Source organism: Streptomyces sp. NBC_00859, from assembly GCF_045161865.1.
Classification (GTDB): domain Bacteria; phylum Actinomycetota; class Actinomycetes; order Streptomycetales; family Streptomycetaceae; genus Streptomyces.
Window position 1 is genome coordinate 2292871 of the sequence record NZ_CP108826.1, and the last position, 19427, is coordinate 2312297.

A 19427-nucleotide genomic window follows, 5' to 3' on the forward strand; every position below is an offset into this window, starting at 1 on the left:
CGCACCATGACGCCCACGCCCCTCCCCCCGAACGGCTTCCGCGGCCGGCTCGTTCCCGCCGCCGCCCTGCTGGCGACGCTCACGGCCGCGACCGCACAGCCCCTGGCCCCGGCCTCCGCCGCGGACTCCGCTCCGTCACGCCCCGTACGGCTGGTCATCACCGAAGGCGGCACGGCCCGACACCCCGCCGTCCACCGCGGCTACGGCCGCACCGTCGACGGCATCACCGTCGAGGCCGACCACGTCGTCGTCGAGGGGTACACCGTCGACACCCCGAAGGCCCCCGGCATCGAGATGACCGGCAATGACATCACCGTACGGAACAACACCGTCACCCGCCCGCACGGCGGCGACGGGGACGGCCTGCGCTTCTTCGGCGACAACCTGAGGATCCAGCACAACACCATCACCGGCGCCTCCAACCGGTACGGCCACGCGGACTGCATGCAGACCTTCGCCAGCGACACCCCTCCCAGCCACCACGTCCTGATCGAGGGCAACAGGTGCGCACGGATCGACAACATGTGCCTGATGGCCGAAGGCCCCAACGACGGCGAGGGAGACGGCCGGGGCCACACGTACGGGCTCACGGTCAGGAACAACTACTGCGAGACCAGGAAGGCTTCGCAGACCCTGATGTTCGAGGACGTCCAGAACGCCACCGTCACCGGCAACATCTTCGCCGCCGCCCCGGACCATGCCATCGGCCTCGCCATCCACTCCACGGGCGCCCGCGTCAGCGGCAACAGGGTCAGCTCCGGTATCCGCTACGAAGTCGGCATCGACCGGTCTTCCCTGCCGGGCTACCGGGGCCCCCGTCCGGGCGGCGCTCCCTGACCGCCGCTGACGGGCGGGCCGAGCTCCGCGGCGGATCCGTTCGCACGGACCAGCGTCGCCCAGGTGAGCGAATGCGGTCGGGACCTCCGAAGTGGGTAAGTGGAACAGCGAAGTCCCCACGAAACCTGGAGGCGGTGCACATGCTGCACGGCATCGATGTCAGTACTTACCAGTCGTCGTTCGACACCGGCGGTCTGGCTTTCGTGTTCATCAAGGCCTCCGAGGGCCACACCTACGTCAACCCGCGGCTGACCACGCAGACCAAACTGGCCCGGGACGGCGGGTGCGTCACCGGCTTCTACCACTTCCTGTGGCCCGGGAACATCCAGACGCAGGCCGAGTACTTCGTGAGCAAGGCCCCGGAGAAGGCAGGGGATCTGCTCGCGGTGGACTGGGAGACGACCGGCGACCAGACCAGGGCGAGCAACGCGGAGAAGGACAGCTTCATCCGCGCCGTGAAGAAACTGCGGCCGCACAACCGGGTACTGCTGTACACGAACCGCGACTTCTGGCTGAACCACGACACCACCTCGTACGCCGGGGACGGCCTGTGGATCGCGGACTACGTCACGGCGGGCAAGCCCCGCATCAAGGCGACGTGGACCTTCCACCAGTACACGAGCAGCCCCATCGACAAGAACGTGGCCCACTCCCGCTTCGCGAGCAAGAGCGCGCTGAAGGAGTGGGCCACACCGTAGAGGTCAGGCGCGGAATGAGGCGGGGCGCTCGCGCGGGGCGGCCGCGAGCGCCTTCGTGACCCCGTCCACGTCGGCCGAGAGACCGTAGACGGGGGTGTCCGGCTGCTGGCGCCAGGAGTCGTCGATGCCGCCCGCGTCGACGGTGTCGAAGCCGATCGCGTCGATCAGCTCGCGTACCGCCTTCTTGGCGGCCTCGTCGTCACCGGCGACCGGCAGCGCGAGCCGGCCGGGCGCGCCCGCGGGCCGGGCTTCGTCGACGATGTTGTGGGCGTAGATGCCGTTGAAGGCCTTGATGACCGGGTGGCCGATCTGCTGTTCGGTCCAGCGGCTCTCCACGAGCCCGTCCTCGATGGCGTCGATGCGTCCGTCCCGCTGCTGCGGGTAGTAGTTGCCGGTGTCGATCACGGCGACGCCCTGCGCCGCACCGTCGAGCAGGCCTGACGGCAGATCCGGGACGGCCTTCAGCGGGATCGTGACCACGACGACCTCGGCGCCGCGTGCGGCCTCGGCAACCGGGACAGGGGTCGCGCCTGTCTCCCCGGCGAGCTCTCCCAGGGTGTGCGGACCGCGCGAGTTGGCCACGGAGACGTCGTGCCCCAGGGCCGTGAGCCTCCGGGTGAGATTGCCACCGATGTTTCCGGCGCCGATGATGCCGATCTTCATGATGTGCCCTTCGCTGCGGTGTCCGGGTGCGGTGCGCTGTCGCATCGGTCGCCAACCCTCCCGGCGGCCCGGCTATTCCGGCGCGACCTCCCGTTCACCCGGATACCGGATCCGGCGTCCCGGCACCCCGGCACCCCGGCACCCCGGCACCCCGGCACCCCGGCACCCCGGCACCCCGGCACCGGTCGATCCTCCGGTCCGGCGCCCGGCGCGGCGGATCGCCCCCGTCCGTCTTCAAGTCCGTCCTCAAGTCGGCCCGTTCTGCGTTCACATGGTGAAGGAGCAAAGATTATGAGAGCGCTCTCAGCCATAGGTATTGACCTGTCCCCCGAGTCTCGCGACAGTAAGGGCCATGCGGGAGGAGGACACCCCACACCTCGCTCCTCTCCCGCGCTACGCCCCCCACAGACCACAGGAGACTCGCGTGATATCCCGCAGAATGTTCCTGACCGGCGCCGCGGCGACCGCCACCGCTCTCACCTACCCCGCCTGGGGAAGCGCGCTGAGTCCGCGTGCGTCCGCTTCTGCCGCGACCTGCGAACTCGCCCTGGAGAACAAGTCGTTGCCCGGCAACGTCAATGCCTATGTCACCGGGCACGAACAGGGCACCGACAAGTGGGTACTGCTGCGCGCCGACGGCAGCGCCTACCACCCCGAGTCGCCTTCGGCCCCGCAGACACCCCTGCCCGTCGACTGCGCCATCCCGCTGAACGCGGCCGGAGCGGGGCCCGTCACCCTGACCCTGCCTCAGATGTACGGTGCACGCGTCTACTTCGTACGGGACGACAAGCTCGACTTCTTCGTCAACCCGGGCCCGGCCCTGGTCGAACCGGCCTTCGCCACCGCAGCGGATCCCAACTACGGCCGCACCTGGTCGTTCTGTGAGTTCACGTTCAACCCGGACCAGCTGTACGCCAACATCTCCTACGTCGACCTGGTGACCTCCCTCCCCATCGGACTCTCACTGACCGGGGACGCCGAACACACCGTGGCCCCGCTCCCCGACGGCGCCGTCGACAAGATCGCGGCGGACCTGACCGCGCAGGCGGCCAAGGACGGTCAGCCCTGGGACAAGCTGGTCATCCGCGGGTCGGACGGCAAGGCCCTGCGGGTGATCTCGCCGCAGAATCTGATGGCGTCCGCCTCCCCCGACGCGATGCCCTTCGGGGACCTGTGGACCGGCTACGTCGACCAGGTCTGGGAGAAGTACAGCTCCACCGACCTCACCATCGACCTGCAGGGCGGCAAGGGCAGCCTGAAGGGCCGGGTGAGCGGGGGCGTCCTCACCTTCGACGGCGGCCACACCTTCGCCAAGCCCGACTCGAAGTCCATCTTCACCTGCAACGACGGCCCGTTCGCCAACAATCCGGCGGACCCGGACGACAAGAAGGCGCTGCTCGCACGGCTCGCTGCCGGGTTCAACAGGTCGATCATGCTCACCCACCCCAGTCAGCCGAACGGCACGACAGCGGCCGACTACTACCAGGGGGACGTGACGAACCACTGGGCGCGGGTGCTCCACGCCAATTCGCCGATCGGGTACGCGTTCCCGTACGACGACGTGGTCCCCGACGGACAGCCCGATGTGTCGGGCGCGGCGAACGACGGGAACCCGGTCCGCTTCACGGTGTCCGTCGGTTCCTGAGCCCGGTACGGACATGGGCGGCATGGGCGGCACCAGGACCCCGTGCCGCCCGTGTCCGCTCAGCCGGACCGCGGTCCGCCGAGCCGCAGTTCGCGGTCGACGACGGCGCGCGCCACGTCGGCCAGCTTCAGCCGGTGGGACCTGGCGTGGCCGCGCAGTACGTCGAAGGCGGCGCCGGTGCCGGCCCCCAGCTGTTCGGCGAGCATCCCCTTGGCCTGCTCGATGACGACTCTGCTGTCCAGGGCACGGCTCAGCTGCCCGGCTGTCTCACGGTGGCGGCCGAGCTCCTCGCCCTGGGCCCGGAGCACCATGGCCAGGTCGCCCAGCCGTTGTGCGGACTCGATCCCGGCTTCGGACAGCTTCCGCTCGCCGCTGAAGAGCTGGAGTACGGCGCACGGCCGGCCGGTGCTGCCGTGCAGCGGGAGCAGCGTCGCGAGCGTGTGGCCCTCGGCCAGCGCGCGCTCGGTGAACCCGGGCCAGCGGGCACCCTGTTCCCGGAGGTCGACGTTGATCAGGGCGTGGTCGTCGCGCAGGCACTCGGGCCCCGGGTCGCCGCTGTGTTCCTCCGCGGCTCCGGCCAGTAGCACGCCGGCCCCGGAGAGGCTGAGCAGCGCTGCGCAGTCCTGGCTCAACCGCCGCATGAGAGTGGGCGCCCGGGTCTCGTCGGCCGCGACGACCGCGAGCCCGAGAGCGCTGCGCATCCAGTCCTGTTCCCGGTCCATGTCGGGCCAGATTACCCAGGGCGGGTACCGCGTGCCGCGGTACGGCGTGACGCCCCCCGGCAGCGGGGCCGGAGGGCGTACGCGCAACGTGCCGCTACTTGTTCAGCGACGCCCAGAACTCCTCGAAGGAGAGCTTGCCGTCGCCGTTGGCGTCCTTGGACCTGATGATGGACTGAGCCACTGTCTCGGTCACGTGGAAGTCACCGAGCTGCGCCATGACGCTCTTGTACTCGTTCGCCGTGATCCGGCCGTCGCCGTCCACGTCGAGACGCTCGAACGCCTTGCGGGCCTCTTCTTTGTCCGCCACTGGGTCCACCCCTTCTTGGTACGTGTCTGACGGAGTCAGATTAGCCCTACCGGGTGAGCCCGCAGCGCGGCGGCCAGCCAGGCGAAGTCCTCGTTGTGCCGGGGCTGGGGCTCCCGGCCGTTGATGACCGCCATCAGCTGCCGGTAGCGGTCCGCCTCGGCGAAGGCGGCACCCTCCAGCCGCATGAGCACCGCACCGCGGTCGGCGCCGGTGGCGAACAGCTGGTCCAGGACACCGGCGGCCTCCGGTGAGCCGGGCGCGATCCCGCTCTCGCGGGCGTCGCCGGCCAGCCGGGTGACCTGCTCGGCGAACCACGGCTGGGCCCCGGCGCCGCGGGACCTGGCGCCCGGTCCGCCCCCGCCCTGCTCGGCCGCCCCGGTGTTGAACTCGGCCATGGCCCGCATGCGCTGCCGGAAGGCGGGGTCCTGGACCAGCTCGGCGAGCTCCACCCAGGCATCGACCTGTTCGGGGGTGGGGTCGTCGGGCAGCTCGACCGCGAGGGCCCGGACCCGCCGCCTGATGCCCGGTGCGGCGTCGAGGCCGCCGAACACCTCGTCGGTGAACTCCTCGATGATGTACCCGCGTTCCGCTGCCGAGAGCCGTGCCAGCCTGTTCATGAGTGCGGTCTCCTCGGCGCCCGATGCCCTCTTCGCGATGGTCGACAACACGGCCCGGTTCAGTCTCAGCGAGCGGATCTGCGCGTCCAGGGCCGCTACATGGGTGGCCGCCACGTCGGCGATCCCGCTCTCCCCGGACAGCACCCGGCGTACCGGTGCGAGGCCGAGGCCGAGTTCGCGCAGGGTGCGGACGAGTTCGAGCCGGGCCACGCACGCGGCGTCGTACAGCCGGTAGCCCCCGGCCGACCTGCCGGCCGGCGGCAGGGCCCCGCTGTCCGACCAGTAGCGGATGGTCCGCACGGGAAGGCCGGTGCGGCGGGAGAGCTGACCGATGGTGAGGACTTCGGGTGTGTCGTCGTCCATGTCTGCGAGTCTGTTCCTTCCAGCAGGTGGAGACTCAAGCCGGGGAGAGCCGCGAAATTGAGTACGAGCGGGAACAGCGCGTCGCGCGGCGCACTCGCGGCCATCCTGGCAGCGGCGGCACGCGGTACCTATCCTCCGGCCGACGGGACCACGACCGTTGTCGCCCAGCCGAACGTCCGGGACGCCGGGGTGCTGGCCCTGACCGCCCACTCGGTGGTCTTCCTCGACGAGGACCCGCTGTGGGTGCGCGCGATGCTGGACAGGACGGCGGCCGACCCGCTCGCGGCGGCGATGAATCCCGGTTTCCTGGCCGCTCTGATGGCCCGTACCGGCCGCCGGATGAACACCATCGATCTGCTGACGGCCGCCCCCGCACTGCCCGGCGGCCCCCCGATCGCGCTCCGGGAGATCGAGGACGCGGAGCATCCGAGAGTGGTGCGCTCCAGGGCGTTCCGCGACGGCGTACGGGTGTGGGCCGCGGACGGCGGTGTGCTGGTCCTGGGGCACGGGGTGGCGGGGCGCCCGGAGGCCGCGATCGAGGTGGACGAGTCGGCGCGCGGCCGGGGGCTCGGGCCGCGCCTGGCGGTGGCCGCCCGGCATCTCGTCGAGGGGGACGTCGTGTGGGCCCAGCAGTCTCCGGGCAACGCCCGCAGCGTGCGGGCGTTCCAGCGGGCGGGCTACCGGCCGGTGGGCTCGGAGGCCCTGCTGGTCGCGGAGTGATCCGTGCGGACCGGCGGCCGGCCCGCACGCCCGGTGCTGAAGCAGACCGGCGGGCGCCTTCAGCGGGAGACGCCCGGCGGGCGGCTACCTGAAGATCCCGGTGTGCCCCAGTGAGTACCGTCCGGGCTGCGGATACACCGCGAGTCCGTGCGGTCCGCTGCCGACCGGGATGCGGGCGAGCTGCTTGCCGCTGGTGGTGTCGATCGCGTACACCTCCGCGTTGTAGCGGCCGGTCAGCCAGAGGACCTTGCCGTCCGCCGACACGCCGCCCATGTCGGGGCTCCCGCCGCCGGGCAGCACCCACTTCTTGACGAGCTTGTTCTGCGGGAAACCGAAGACCGAGATGGTGCCCTCGCCCCGGTTGGAGATGTACATCTCCTTGGAGTCGCGGCTGATGTAGAGGCCGTGGCAGCCCTTGCCGGTGTGCAGCAGCTTCGGCGTGGTGAACTTGTCCGCGCCGAGCACCCAGACCCCGTCGGCCATCATGTCGGCGATGTAGAACGTCCGGCCGTCCGGTGAGATCTTCACGTCCTGCGGCATCGCCCCCTTGAAGGGCAGCTTCTGCTGGCCGACCACCTTCATCCTCGCGGTGTCGACCTTGAGCAGTTCTCCGGAGAACTCGCAGGAGACGATGAAGTACCGCCCGTCGGCCGAGAAGTCCGCGTGGTTGACGCCCGCACATGTCACCGGGAGGGTCTTCTTGATCTTCATGGTGTGCGGGTCGCGGAAGACCAGCTGGTGGTCGAGCGAGGCCATGACGATGGCGTACTTGCCGTTGGGTGTGAAGTAGAGGTTGTACGGGTCGTGGACGTCGAGGGCCTTCCCCGCCTTGCCCGTCGCCGGATTGATCGGCGTGAGCGTGTTGCCCCGGTCGTTGTTGACCCAGAGCGTCTTGAGGTCCCAGGAGGGCACGACGTGCTGCGGCTGCACACCGACCGGGATGGTGCGGATGACCTTGTACGTCTTGGGGTCGATCACGTTGACCGTGTTGGAGTTGGTGTTCGGTACGTAGACCAGGGAGGGGAACTTCCGGACGACCGGCGAGAGTTTGCCCGGCCGGTCCGCCGCGTACAGGTCCTTGGGGTCGAGGACCGGGGGCATGCCCTCCAGCGGCGTGGGCCCCGAGCTCTTCGCGGCCGTTCCACGTGGCACCGCGGCGGCGGTGGTCCTGGTGGCGCCGGTGTGATGAGCGGGACCGGCGGATGCCCCGCAGCCGCCGAGCACGACGGTCAGGCCGGTGGTGACGGTGGCGGCAGCGAGCCCTGCGGTGCGTTTGGTGATCATGAGGTCAGCAGCTCCGTAGTCGTCACCGCGTGCAGCCCGCGGCGGTGGAAGGCGTCGAGGATCGCGGGCAGCGCGGCGACCGTGTCCGCGTAGCCGAAGTGCATCGAGACCACCGAACCGGCCCGGACCGCGCCGGTGACATTGCGGACGACGGCCGCGGAGCCGGGCGAGGTGTAGTCGAGGGAGTCCGTGTCGTACGAGAGCACGTGGGGGTATCCCGCACGGGCCGCGAGCCGCTGGACGAGGGGCGTCGCGTACTGGGTCCGCGAGGGACGGAACCAGGTACCGATGGAGCCCGTGAGGCGGCGCAGCCGGTCCGCGCAGCCGGTGATCTCGGCGTAGGCCTCCTGCTCGCCCATGGCCGAGATGGACGTGTGGTGGAGGGTGTGGTTGCCCAGGTCGTGACCGCCGTGGAGGATCCGGCGGGCCATCTCGGGATGCTGGTCGAGCCAGGTTCCGACGGCGAGGACGGTGACCCGCGCGCCGGCCCGTTCCGCCTCGGCGAGTACGGACTTGGCGATGGCGGGATCACCCTGGCCGTGGAAGGTGAGCGCGACACGGGGGCGGTTGCGGGGCCCGTTGGCGATCTGGACCGGCTGCCCGGCGAAGGCGAGCGGGGCCGGGGCATGGAGGGGCGCCGGAGACTTCGCGGGCCCGGACGGGGACCGCGCCGGGCCGGCACCGGCCGGGGACGGGGCCGTTGCGGGGGCGGCGTGGCCGGAGCATCCTGCGGCGAATGCCCCGGCGACGGCCGCGCCGGCTGCTGCCCGCAGTGCGCTGCGGCGGTTGATCTCAGTCACGAGCCCCATTCAATGGGGAATCAACCGCACCGGCCTTTTTTGCCCTTGGGCCCCGATCGGCCAAACGAGGCAGCAAGGAGCGATCGGGCTCGGTCCGGTCCGGGAATCGGCAAGCCCGATCCCGCACCGGCTGCGCGGATACCGGGCCTTCGAGAGGCTTGCGCCTGGGATTCACACCGCCGATGCCGCAATCCGGCGGGGTACGTCCGAATGGCGTCTCCGGCGTGGCGGACGCCGCCGGGCCGTCAGGACGGCTGGCGGTCGGCGACGCGCATCTCGAACCAGGTGGTCTTGCCGCGCGGCAGCAGATCCACCCCCCAGCGGTCCGAGAGCTTGTCGACCAGGAAGAGGCCGCGTCCGCTGACGTCCATCGGCTGCACCGGCATCAGACAGGGCAGCCCGCGGGACGGATCGCGCACCTCCACCCGGATCCAGCCCCGGCGGCGCAGCATCCGGAGCCCGAAGACCCGCGCGCCGGTGTGGCGCACCGCGTTGCCGACGAGCTCCGACACGAGTAACACCGCGCTCTCCGCGGTCTGCGGGGAGAGGCCCCACTGACGCAGGACGACGTATCTGGCGAGCCGCCGCGCGGTCGCCGCGGACTCGGGACGGGACGCCAGACGGACCTCCGACTCCGTTGGGCTGCCGAACAACTCCATTGCTTCCAGAGCCTGTTCGTCCTCGACGGCCGGCACCCATCGCGCGGTATTCGCGTGAGCGCGCTGCCGCGGTTGCTCCACACCCTCCAGGCCCGCCATGCCCCCCATCATGGCCGCCCGAAGCGGCCTCCGGGGCCGTTCCAGCGGAATCCGCAGGGCGGAAACACGGACTGCCACCTTGCACCCTGGCATATGCGTCAGGCATTACAGGCCCCCTAAAACCCACCCTGACCTGCAACGGTCCTCTCCTCATGAACCAAGTTCAAGGTCCACGACCACGCACATTTTAAGGTTCACTTAAGGTGCGGCTAAACCACCCAACCGGGTATCCCTCAAAGGAACTTGGCCTTCCCGGGGCCCTCCTCGACGAAGCTCCGCATGCCCCGTTCGCGGTCCTCCGTCGCGAAGAGACCGGCGAACCAGGTGCGCTCGATGGTGAGCCCGGTGTCGAGATCCGTCTCCAGGCCCGCGTCGACGGACTCCTTCGCGGCGCGCAGCGCGATGGCCGGGCCCTGGGCGAGCCGGGCGGCCCAGGCGTGTGCCTGCTCGTACACCTCGGCCGCCGGGACGACCCGGTCGACCAGGCCGAGGGCGAGCGCCTCCGGCGCCTTGACCTGACGGCCGGTGAAGATCAGGTCCTTGGCCCTGGACGGCCCGATCAGCCGGGACAGCCGCTGGGTGCCGCCCGCGCCGGGGATCAGGCCCAGCAGGATCTCGGGCTGGCCGAGCTTGGCGTTGTCGGCCGCGATGCGGAAGTCGGCGCAGAGCGCCAGTTCGCACCCGCCCCCCAGCGCATAGCCGGTGACCGCGGCGACGACGGGCTTGGGGATCCGGGCCACCGAAGTGAAGGACTCCTGCAGGGCACGGGAGCGCAGGACCATGTCCGTGTGGCCCATGGTCTGCATCTCCTTGATGTCCGCCCCGGCCGCGAACACCTTCTCACCGCCGTACAGCACCACGGCGCGTACGTCGTCACGGCGGGAGACCTCGTCCGCGAGTTCGCGCAGGCGATCCTGGATCGCGGCGTTGAGTGCGTTCATCGGCGGGCGGTCCAGACGGATGGTGCCGACGCCTTCGGAGACTTCGAGAGTGACTGTCATGACAGCAGGTTAACGGCGGCTAACGCACTGCGGCCCGGTGCACTTGGTCACAGTGCACCGGGCCGCGCCCGCCACCTGCCCCGTACCGGGAGGGGGCCGGACAAGCCTGGAGAGGCGGTCCTACTTCTTCCAGTCCGCCCAGGACATGTTCCAGCCGTTGAGGCCGTTGTCCGGCTGGATCGTCTTGTCGTGCGAGTTCTTGACGACCACGACATCGCCGACGATCGACTTGTTGTAGAACCAGGCGGCCGGCGTCTGCTTGCTCCAGCCTCCGCGCACGTCGTGCATGCCGACGCAGCCATGGCTGGTGTTGGCGGCGCCGAACGTGCTGCCGGACGCCCAGTAGTTGCCGTGCACGAAGGTGCCGGAGTCGGACAGGCGCATCGCGTGCGGCACGTCCTTGATGTCGTACTCACCGCCGAAGCCGACCGTGGCACCGTTCATCCGGGTCACCGCGTACTTCTCACTGATGACCATCTCACCGTTGTACGTCGTGGTCGCCGGGGCGCCCGCGCTGATCGGCACGGTCCTGATCAGCTTGCCGTCCTTGACGACCTTCATCGTGTGCTTGTCGGCGTCAACGGTGGAGACCATGGAACGGCCTACGGTGAACCTGACGGTCCTGGTCTGCTTGCCGTACACCCCGGGCCGCCCCTCGACCCCGTCGAGGTTCAGCTTCACCGTCACCTTGGTCCCGGCCGCCCAGTACTTCTCGGGGCGGATGTCGAGACGGTCGTTGCCGAACCAGTGTCCCTCGACCGGCACGGCGGGATCGGCGGTCACCTTGATCGCGTCCTCGACGTCCGCGGGATGCGTGATCCCGCGGGTGAAACGGACCGATACGGGCATGCCGACACCCACGGTCGCGCCGTCCTCCGGCGTGTACTGGCCGAGGAAGGTGTTCTTCGGCACCAGCGTGGTGAAGGCGGTGTCCTTCGCGGACTCCCGGCCCGCGCTGTCCTTGGCGACCGCGTGCACCTTGAACCTGGTCGCGGCGGGCAGATGCTGGAGCGGCTGCCAGCTGGCGCCGCCCGCCGCGATCCGGCCGGCGACCTCGTCGCCCTTGGCGTCCTTGACCGTGACGGCGGTCAGCCGGCCCTTGTCCGCAGTGACCTTCAGCGCGTCGCTGGTGGCCACGGACTCGGCGCCGTCCTTCGGGGACACGGTCACGACGGCCTGCGACGCCGTGGACCCCGCCGCCTTGGCCGCGCCCTGCCCGGCCTTCTCGCCGCTGCCGCCGCTCCCCGGCCCGCCGCAGGCCGTGACGAGCAGCAGCGTCGCGCCCAGCAGCACGGCCGGCAGTGCCCGCCCCCCGCGCCGCGGCCCGCGTGCGAGCCGGCCAGCGGCCGAAGTCCCGGATATAGGTCGCCCGTTCAAGATGGTGGTCTCCCCTCGCGCACGGCCCGGACCCGCCGGAGCACGTACCCCCGCGCGACGGATCCGCGCGCACTGGACCCAGAATAATCGCAGCGCGGGTGCGCCGGGCTCCCCCGCATTGTCACCGTTCGGTCCCAACCGGGCGGCGCCGCGCAGGTCATGGGGGCAGCGGACAGCGGGCCGGGGGCTCAGTCGAGCGCGGAGCCGGACGTCCAGCGGGACCAGTTCAGATTCCAGCCGCCGAGTCCGTTGTCCGGTGCGACCCGGGTGTCGGGCGAGTGGACCACCTCGACCACGTCCCCGATCAGCGTGTGGTCGAAGAGCCAGCCGGCCGGTGTCCGGGCGCTGCCGCCGCGCACGTCCCGCAGCCCGACGCAGCCGTGGCTGGTGTTGGCGGCGCCGAAGGTACGGGCGGACGCCCAGTAGTTGCCGTGCAGGAAGGTCCCCGAGCGGGTCAGCCGCATCGCGTGCGGGACGTCGGGGATGTCGTACTCGCCGCCGAAGCCGACCGTGCGCCCGTTCATCCGGGTCACGGCACGCTTCTCCATGACGACCATCTTCCCGTTGTACGTGGTGTGTTTCCTGGCTCCCGCGGTGACCGGCAGGGTCGCGATCAGGGCGCCGTCACGGCGTACGGCCATGGTGTGGGCCGCGGTGTCGACCCGGGACACCTGGGAGCGGCCCACCCGGAAGCCGACGGTCTTGCGCTGGGTCCCGTACACCCCCGGCGCCGCCTGCACGTCGCGCAGCCGCATCCCGACGGTGACCCGGGTGCCGGGCTTCCAGTACGCGCTCGGGCGGAAGTCCAGGCGGCTGCTGCCGAACCAGTGGCCCCTGACCGGTACCGAGGGGCTGGCGGTGACGCGGATCGCCCGCTCCACCTCCTGGCGGTTCTCGACGGGGTGGCTGAAGTTGAAGGAGAGGATCATGCCGGTGCCGACGGTGGAGCCGTTCTCCGGTGTGAAGTAGCCGATGAAGCGGTGCGGCGGGACGAACGTGGTGAACGTCGTGTGCCGGGCCAGGGTATGACCGTCCCCATCCGAGGCCACCGCGTCCACGGAGTACTCGGATCCGAGCGCGAGCCGGCCGCCGTCCGGCTTCCAGGTCAGGCCGTCCGCCGAGACGGCGCCGGGCAGCACCTCGCGCTGTCCGTCCGTGACGCTGTAGACGGTGACCTGTTCGAGCCGGCGCCCCTCCGGCACATGTACCTCGACCTTGCCATTCGCGCCGATGCCCTTCGCGCCGTCGTCCGGAACCACCCGGATCGCCTCCTCCGGGGCCCGGGGCTTCCCGTTGCTCCCGCCGATACCGGAGCCGCATCCGCCGAGTCCGGCCATGAGTCCCGCCCATACCAGCGCGGCCGCGACGCCCGCCCCTGTCCGCTTTGTCAGTTGTCTCACGAACCGCTCAACGACCACCCCCCTGCGGGGGAAACGTGAGATTGCCGGTTGTTGCGGGCAGAACAAGAGCGAGGACCATGCGAGGAGCCGCGGCCGGGACGCCGCGGCCCGGCGCGCCGACGGTCCCGATGAACCGCGGGAGGCCGACAGGTGTCGAGCGCAGCCGAGCAGGAGACCGTACGGGAAGTGCAGCGGGCGGTGCCCGAACTGGAGGGGCACCCCGGCCGTGACGGGGTGCCCCAGGAGAGGGCCCGGCCGCCCGTGGCCGTCTGGCCCGGTACCCCCGTGCCGCTCGGCGCCCGGTACCGGGTGGGGCCCGACGGGGTCGCAGGCACCAACTTCGCGCTCTGGGCGGGCGGCGCCGAAGCCGTCGAGCTCTGTCTCTTCGACGATTCGGGCCACGAGACACGCTGCGAACTGACCGAGCTGACCCATGAGGTCTGGCACGGCTTCCTGCCCGGAGTACGGCCCGGCCAGCGGTACGGCTACCGGGTGCGGGGTCGGTGGGACCCCTGGACAGGTGCCCGCTGGAATGCCGCGAAGCTGCTGCTCGACCCGTACGCGCGCGCCGTGGACGGGGAGTTCCTGCTGCCGCCCGAGGTCTACGGCCATGTCCGTGACTGGCCGCAGCAGGAGGTCGCCGACACCGTCCGCGACGAGCGGGACTCCGCGCCGTACGTGCCCAAGGGCGTCGTCGTCCACGACGACACCCCCGGCGACGAATGGGCCGACGACATCCGGCCCAAGACCCCGTGGGCCGACACCGTCATCTACGAGCTCCATGTGCGCGGGTTCACCAAGCGGCACCCCGGGATCCCGGAGGAGCTGCGGGGGACGTACGCGGGTCTGGCCCATCCCGCGGCGGTCAGCCATCTCGTACGGCTCGGGGTGACGGCGGTCGAGCTGCTGCCGGTGCACCAGTTCGCGCACGAGGACCATCTGCTGCGGCGCGGGCTGAAGAACTACTGGGGCTACAACTCGGTCGGCTACTTCGCCCCGCACGCCGGGTACGCCGCTTCGGGCACCGGCGGGCAGCAGGTCGGCGAGTTCAAGAAGATGGTGCAGGCCCTGCACGCCGCCGGGATCGAGGTCATTCTCGACGTCGTCTACAACCACACGGCGGAGGCCGGTGAGCTGGGGCCGATGCTGTCGCTGCGCGGTGTGGACAACCGCGGCTACTACCGGCTCCAGGACGACCCGCGCCGGTACGCGGACTACACCGGGTGCGGCAACACCCTGCACGTGGTGCAGCCCCACGTGCTGCGGCTGATCACCGACTCACTGCGCTACTGGGTCACCGAGATGGGGGTGGACGGCTTCCGTTTCGACCTGGCCGCCGCGCTGGCGCGGTCCTTCCACGACGTGGACATGCTCTCGCCCTTCCTGGCCGTGATCGCCCAGGACCCGGTGCTGCGGCGGGTGAAACTGATCGCCGAACCGTGGGACGTGGGCAGCGGCGGCTACCAGGTGGGCTCCTTCCCGCCGCTGTGGACGGAGTGGAACGACCGCTACCGGGACGCGGTGCGGGACTTCTGGCGCGGTGCGCTGCCCGACGTACGCGATCTGGGGTACCGGCTGTCCGGCTCCAGCGATCTGTACGCCTGGGGCGGGCGGCGGCCGCAGGCCTCCGTCAACTTCATCACGGCGCACGACGGCCTCACCCTGCGCGACCTGGTCACCTACGAGCACAAGCACAACGAGGCCAACGGCGAGGACAACCGGGACGGAACCGACGGCAACCGGTCGTGGAACTGCGGTGCGGAGGGCGAGACGGACGACCCCGCTGTCAACGCGCTGCGCAGGAGGCAGCTTCGCTCACTGCTGACGACGCTGCTGGTGTCGACGGGGGTGCCGATGCTCGTCGCGGGCGACGAGATGGGGCGTACACAGGGCGGCAACAACAACGCGTACTGCCAGGACAACGAGGTCAGCTGGGTCGACTGGACGCTGCTCGACGAGCCGGGTCCACGGATGCTGCTCGGGCTCACGTCCCGGCTGCTGGCCCTGCGCCACGCCCATCCGGTACTGCGCCGCCGGGCGTTCTTCTCCGGCCGGGCGCGGGCGGGCGACGGCCTGCGGGATCTGGCCTGGTTCACCCCGCACGGCCGTGAGATGACCGAGCAGGACTGGTACGCACCGGCGGCCACGCTCGGCGTCTATCTCTCGGGCGGCGACATCCCGGGCCGCGACGAAAGGGGTGAACGGATCACCGACGACAGCTTCCTGACGGTGCTGCACTCCGCCGGGCGGCCGGTGGAGTTCCGGCTTCCCGGCGCGCCCTGGGCGGACACCTACGAGCTGCTCGTGGACACCTCACGGGAGGACCAGACCGGCCCGCCCGGCACCTTGCACCCGGGCGGCACAGCGATCACCGTCCCGGCCCGTTCGGTACTGCTGCTGAGGGTGCGGACCTGAGCGGACCGAGCGGGAGCCGGGGGTCAGCCGAGGATCTTGCGGTCGTACGCCACCGCGACCGCGGCCGCGCGGTCCTTGACGTCCAGCTTCCCGTAGATGTGGGTCAGATGGGTCTTGACCGTCGCCTCGCTGATGAAGAGTTCGCGCGCGATGTCACGGTTGGACGTGCCCCTGGCGACCAGCACGAGCACCTCGCGTTCGCGTGCGCTCAGGGCCTCGTGGCCCGGCGCGGCGGGGGCGCGCACCCTGGAGACCAGCCGGGAGGCGACCGCCGGGGAGAGCACGGTACGGCCGTCGGCGGCGGCGCGGACCGCGGTGAAGAGCTCGTCGCGCGGGGCGTCCTTGAGCAGATAGCCGGTGGCGCCCGCCTCGATGGCCGGGAGGGTGTCGGAGTCCGTGTCGTACGTGGTCAGGACGAGCACCTTGGCACGGCTGCCCCGGCGGGTCAGCTCGGCGATGGCGTCCACGCCGTTGCCGCCCGGCATCCGGAGGTCCATCAGGACCACGTCGGGGTCGAGCCGCCCGGCGAGTTCCACGCCGGCGACGCCGTCGGCGGCCTCGCCGAGGACCTGGAAGCCGGGGGCGTCGGCGAACATGCCGCGCAGGCCGTCCCGGACCACAGGATGGTCGTCGACGATCAGCAGGGTGATGACGTCAGAGTTCATGGCGGACCAAAGGTACGCGAGCCGACACCGCTGTGCCGTGCCCCTGCTCGGACTCGACCACCACCGAACCGGCGATCCGCTCGGCGCGGGCGCACATGCCGCCGAGGCCGAAACCTCTGTCGGTGCTGCGCGACGGCAGTGCGGCAGGGTCGAAGCCGCGGCCGTCGTCACGGACGTCCAGGGTCATCTCGTCGTCCATGTACGACAGGGTTACCCCGACGCGGGCCGCCGCGGCATGGCGCTCGGTGTTGGCGAGGGCCTCCTGGGCGATACGGAGCAGGGTGGCCTCGACCTCCTCGTGGAGCGGCTCGACGGTACCGGTGACGGTGAACTCCGCGCGTACGCCCGCCGACACCGACCACTCGGCAACCAGCTTCTTCAGCGCCTCGGGCAGTGCGGCATCGGCCAGCGCGACCGGGCTGAGATTCTGCACGGAGCGGCGGGCCTCGCCCAGGCTGTGCCGGGCGAGCTCCTGGGCGCGGGCCAGGTGTTCACCGGCGACGCCGGGCGTCCTGGTGAGCGAGACGACCTGGAGCTGGGTGATGATGCCGGCGAGGCCCTGCGCGATGGTGTCGTGGATCTCGGCGGCCAGCCTGCGGCGCTCGTCGGCGACCCCGGCCTCCCGGGCCTGGACCAGGAGCTGGGCGTGCAGGGCGGCGTTCTCGTCGAGCGCCTGCTGGAGGCGCGCATTGGTGCGCTCCAGCTCGTCGATGGTCTCGACCTGCTGCTTCGCGCGCTCGTCCTCCAGGCCCGCGAGATGACTGAAGACGATGATCAGGGTGACGTTGACGGCGAACAGCGCGCCGAAGACCACCCAGCCCATGGGCCCGTGCGGCGGCAGCCCGCCGGACTGGGAGCCCGACATGGTGACCGCGCTGGCGAGCAGTCCGATCCGTACCGCCCGGCGGGGCAGCAGCCGCTCGGCGCCGAAGTAGCCGGTGACCGCGTAGAAGGCGTAGAAGGGGTTCAGCCAGGTCAGGGCGAAGGCGATGGCCCAGCGCAGCGTGTAGTAGCAGGTGCCTGCCGCCGAGGGGCCCGGCGGCAGGCTGCGGCTGGCATGGCCCCACCACAGCTGGAGCACGGCCCCGGCGGCGGTGAGGGCCGCCGCCGCGATCAGCTCGTACCGGCTCATGTGCAGCACGCCGGCGGTGGCGCACGCGGCGAGGGTGGAGATGGCGAGCAGCGCGTAGGGGCCCCAGCGGTAGAAGGCCGCCCACCCGATGCCCAGCCTGCTGGCGACCAGGGGCGCGGCAGCTTCCTGGCCGGTCCGGGCGGCTGGGCCGGTCGGGTCCGTTGTCATCCACCCAGTCTGCCCGCACCCGCCCGCCACCGTGGTCACTCCCAACGGAACCAGCGGTTGGCCCCGGCCGACAGCAGCACCGTCCACAGGGCGAGCACGCCCAGGTGGGACCAGCCGGGCCAGCCGCCGGTGGCGGCCTGATCGAGGGCCTGGGCGGCAGCGCCGAAGGGCGTCAGTTCGACGATGTGGCCGAGGGCGTCCGGCATCGCCTGGACGGGCAGCCAGACACCGGCGCAGAACATCATCGGAAAGAGCACGGCGGAGCCGATCGCGTTCGCGACCTTCTGGTTGCGCGACAGGGCGGCCACCAGCGAGCCGAGGGCCAGCGCGGCGCAGACCGCCAGGGCCAGCGAGAGCACATAGCCGAAGATCTGCTGGGGCAGGGCGACCTTGAAGACGGTGCGCGCGACCCCCAGCGAGAGCACCGTCGAGACCAGGGCGGCCACGCCGTGCAGCCCCATCTGGGCGGTGAGCAGCGCGTGGGGGCGTACCGGTGTGGTGGACATCCGGCGCAGGATGCCCCGCTCGCGGTAACCGGTGATCACCTGGGGCATCACCTGCAGCCCCGCCATGATCATCGCCAGCAGCACGGTGACGGGCACGTACGCACTGACCAGCGTCTGGCCGCCGACGGACGGGTCGTGCTCACGGAAGGAGGGGATGGAGCCGAGGATCACGAGCAGGATGGTGGGGAACACCATGACCCAGAAGATGGTGGCCGGTTCGCGGCGGAAGAGCCGGAACTCGGTCCGCAGTACGGCGGCCGGCGCAGCCGGCCCGGCGGAGACCTTCGTACCGGTGGTCGCGGTCGCTGTGCTCATGATGCTGCTCCCGTCAGGTCGAGGAACGCGTCGTCCAGTGTGGCGTCGGTGACCCGCAGTTGGTGGGCGGTGATGTGGTGCCTGGCGAGCAGGGTGATGACGGCGTTGACCGTCTCGTCGGTGCCCTCGATCACCAGGGCGCCGTCCCGCTGCTGCACGGACGCCGCGCCGGGCAGTGTGTCCAGCTCGCCCGGGTCGAGCGGCTGCGAGGGGGTGAAGGAGATGACCGTCGAACCGGACGAGCGGCGGATGAGGCCCGCCGGTGTGTCGAGGGCTGCGACCCGGCCCTTGTCGATCACCGCGATCCGGTCGCAGAGGCGCTGGGCCTCCTCCATGAAGTGGGTGACCAGCAGGACGGTCACTCCGCCGTTCCTGACGTCCTCGATCAGCTCCCAGGTGTCTCGGCGGGCGCGCGGGTCGAGCCCGGTGGTCAGTTCGTCGAGTACGACGACCTTGGGGTTGCCGATCAGCGCGAGAGCGATGGAGAGCCGCTGCTTCTGGCCGCCGGACAGCTTGGCGAACCGGCAGTCCGTCTTCTCGCCGAGACCGAGCCGCTCGGCGAGGGGGCGCCAGTCGGCGGGGTGCGGGTAGAAGGAGGAGTAGAGCTCCAGCGCCTCCCGCACGGTGATCTTCGCCTGGAGTTCGCTCTCCTGGAGCTGGGCCCCGAGGATGCGCGTCACCCGGCCGTGGTCGGCGACCGGATCGAATCCGGCCACCCGCACCTGCCCTCCGTCGGGCGACCGCAGTCCGCTGACGCACTCGACCGTCGTCGTCTTCCCCGCGCCGTTCGGCCCGAGTACCCCGAAGATCTCCCCCACCTCGACGGTGAAGGACACCCCGTCCACGGCGCGCTTCCCGCCGTAGGCCTTCCGCAGTCCGTCCACTTCGATGATTGCCATACCCACAGGCTCCCGGGGGCCGGAGGTCCGCGGTATCCGCCAACGCGCTCGAACCGGCATCAACCGATCGGATGATGCCGGCATACGACCCGCCCGGCGGCCGGCGTCGCTCGGCGGACGGCGTGCGGGACGCCG

General features: G+C 70.9%; 19 protein-coding genes. 5 read left to right on the forward strand and 14 right to left on the reverse strand.

Annotated features, from left to right (window positions below; genetic code table 11):
* Positions 1-6: 6 nt before the first annotated feature.
* Together OG584_RS09495 and OG584_RS09500 are read left to right on the forward strand one after the other, a co-directional pair.
* Positions 7-837, forward strand: coding sequence for a right-handed parallel beta-helix repeat-containing protein (locus OG584_RS09495; RefSeq protein WP_405776964.1), 831 nt, complete (start codon positions 7-9; stop codon positions 835-837).
* A gap of 140 nt (positions 838-977) precedes the next feature.
* Positions 978-1535, forward strand: coding sequence for a glycoside hydrolase family 25 protein (locus OG584_RS09500; RefSeq protein WP_405783957.1), 558 nt, complete (start codon positions 978-980; stop codon positions 1533-1535).
* A 3-nt stretch (positions 1536-1538) separates the two neighbouring features.
* Here OG584_RS09500 and OG584_RS09505 read toward each other — a convergent pair whose 3' ends face one another.
* Positions 1539-2243: an NADPH-dependent F420 reductase gene (locus OG584_RS09505; protein ID WP_405776965.1), complete on the reverse strand. Its 705-nt coding sequence runs from the start codon at positions 2241-2243 to the stop codon at positions 1539-1541.
* A 394-nt stretch (positions 2244-2637) separates the two neighbouring features.
* Here OG584_RS09505 and OG584_RS09510 point away from each other — a divergent pair, with 394 nt between their 5' ends.
* Complete coding sequence (locus OG584_RS09510) at positions 2638-3843, forward strand: glycoside hydrolase family 64 protein (protein ID WP_405783959.1); 1206 nt, start codon at positions 2638-2640, stop codon at positions 3841-3843.
* Between the two features lie 59 nt (positions 3844-3902).
* Here OG584_RS09510 and OG584_RS09515 read toward each other — a convergent pair whose 3' ends face one another.
* The 3 genes from OG584_RS09515 to OG584_RS09525 all read right to left on the reverse strand — a co-directional run bounded on the left by OG584_RS09515 (position 3903) and on the right by OG584_RS09525 (position 5852).
* Positions 3903-4565, reverse strand: a complete 663-nt coding sequence (locus OG584_RS09515; protein ID WP_405776967.1) for an ANTAR domain-containing protein — start codon at positions 4563-4565, stop codon at positions 3903-3905.
* 94 nt (positions 4566-4659) lie between these two features.
* A complete protein-coding gene (locus OG584_RS09520; RefSeq protein WP_405776968.1) occupies positions 4660-4872 on the reverse strand; it encodes an EF-hand domain-containing protein in 213 nt (70 codons plus the stop codon).
* A gap of 35 nt (positions 4873-4907) precedes the next feature.
* Positions 4908-5852, reverse strand: coding sequence for a MerR family transcriptional regulator (locus tag OG584_RS09525; protein ID WP_405776969.1), 945 nt, complete (start codon positions 5850-5852; stop codon positions 4908-4910).
* A gap of 57 nt (positions 5853-5909) precedes the next feature.
* On the opposite strand from OG584_RS09525, the gene OG584_RS09530 reads away from it, so the two are divergent.
* Entirely contained in the window at positions 5910-6572 is a 663-nt protein-coding gene (locus tag OG584_RS09530; RefSeq protein ID WP_405776970.1) for a GNAT family N-acetyltransferase, read from the forward strand.
* Between the two features lie 84 nt (positions 6573-6656).
* Here the strand turns inward: OG584_RS09530 and OG584_RS09535 are convergent, their stop codons facing one another.
* From OG584_RS09535 to OG584_RS09560, 6 genes are all read right to left on the reverse strand, one after another.
* Positions 6657-7856: a hypothetical protein gene (locus tag OG584_RS09535; protein WP_405776971.1), complete on the reverse strand. Its 1200-nt coding sequence runs from the start codon at positions 7854-7856 to the stop codon at positions 6657-6659.
* Positions 7853-8656 (reverse strand): polysaccharide deacetylase family protein, encoded by an 804-nt coding sequence (locus OG584_RS09540; RefSeq protein WP_405776972.1) that lies wholly within the window; start codon positions 8654-8656, stop codon positions 7853-7855. The genes OG584_RS09535 and OG584_RS09540 overlap by 4 nt, the downstream gene beginning before the upstream one ends.
* A 245-nt stretch (positions 8657-8901) precedes the next feature.
* Positions 8902-9426 carry an ATP-binding protein gene (locus tag OG584_RS09545; RefSeq protein ID WP_405783960.1) on the reverse strand — a complete coding sequence of 175 codons (525 nt, stop codon included), beginning with the start codon at positions 9424-9426 and terminating at the stop codon, positions 8902-8904.
* A 221-nt stretch (positions 9427-9647) separates the two neighbouring features.
* Positions 9648-10415 carry an enoyl-CoA hydratase/isomerase family protein gene (locus OG584_RS09550; RefSeq protein ID WP_405776973.1) on the reverse strand — a complete coding sequence of 256 codons (768 nt, stop codon included), beginning with the start codon at positions 10413-10415 and terminating at the stop codon, positions 9648-9650.
* A gap of 120 nt (positions 10416-10535) precedes the next feature.
* Positions 10536-11792 (reverse strand): Ig-like domain-containing protein, encoded by a 1257-nt coding sequence (locus OG584_RS09555; RefSeq protein ID WP_405776974.1) that lies wholly within the window; start codon positions 11790-11792, stop codon positions 10536-10538.
* Positions 11793-11980: 188 nt separating this feature from the next.
* On the reverse strand, positions 11981-13192 hold the full coding sequence (locus OG584_RS09560; protein ID WP_405776975.1) for an Ig-like domain-containing protein: 1212 nt from the start codon (positions 13190-13192) through the stop codon (positions 11981-11983).
* 198 nt (positions 13193-13390) lie between these two features.
* On the opposite strand from OG584_RS09560, the gene glgX reads away from it, so the two are divergent.
* Entirely contained in the window at positions 13391-15607 is a 2217-nt protein-coding gene (glgX, locus tag OG584_RS09565; RefSeq protein WP_405783962.1) for a glycogen debranching protein GlgX, read from the forward strand.
* 23 nt (positions 15608-15630) lie between these two features.
* On the opposite strand, the gene OG584_RS09570 is transcribed toward glgX, so the two are convergent.
* Genes OG584_RS09570 through OG584_RS09585 form a run of 4 tightly spaced genes read right to left on the reverse strand, consistent with a single transcriptional unit; the run spans position 15631 to position 19292 of the window.
* Positions 15631-16272, reverse strand: coding sequence for a response regulator (locus OG584_RS09570; RefSeq protein ID WP_405776976.1), 642 nt, complete (start codon positions 16270-16272; stop codon positions 15631-15633).
* Positions 16262-17572, reverse strand: a complete 1311-nt coding sequence (locus OG584_RS09575) for a sensor histidine kinase (protein ID WP_405776978.1) — start codon at positions 17570-17572, stop codon at positions 16262-16264. Before OG584_RS09575 ends, OG584_RS09570 begins: the two co-directional genes overlap by 11 nt.
* A 35-nt stretch (positions 17573-17607) precedes the next feature.
* The gene (locus tag OG584_RS09580) at positions 17608-18393 is read right to left on the reverse strand and encodes an ABC transporter permease (protein ID WP_405776980.1); all 786 of its coding nucleotides are present in this window, start codon (positions 18391-18393) and stop codon (positions 17608-17610) included.
* Positions 18390-19292, reverse strand: coding sequence for an ATP-binding cassette domain-containing protein (locus OG584_RS09585; protein ID WP_405776982.1), 903 nt, complete (start codon positions 19290-19292; stop codon positions 18390-18392). Before OG584_RS09585 ends, OG584_RS09580 begins: the two co-directional genes overlap by 4 nt.
* Between the last annotated feature and the right edge of the window lie 135 nt (positions 19293-19427).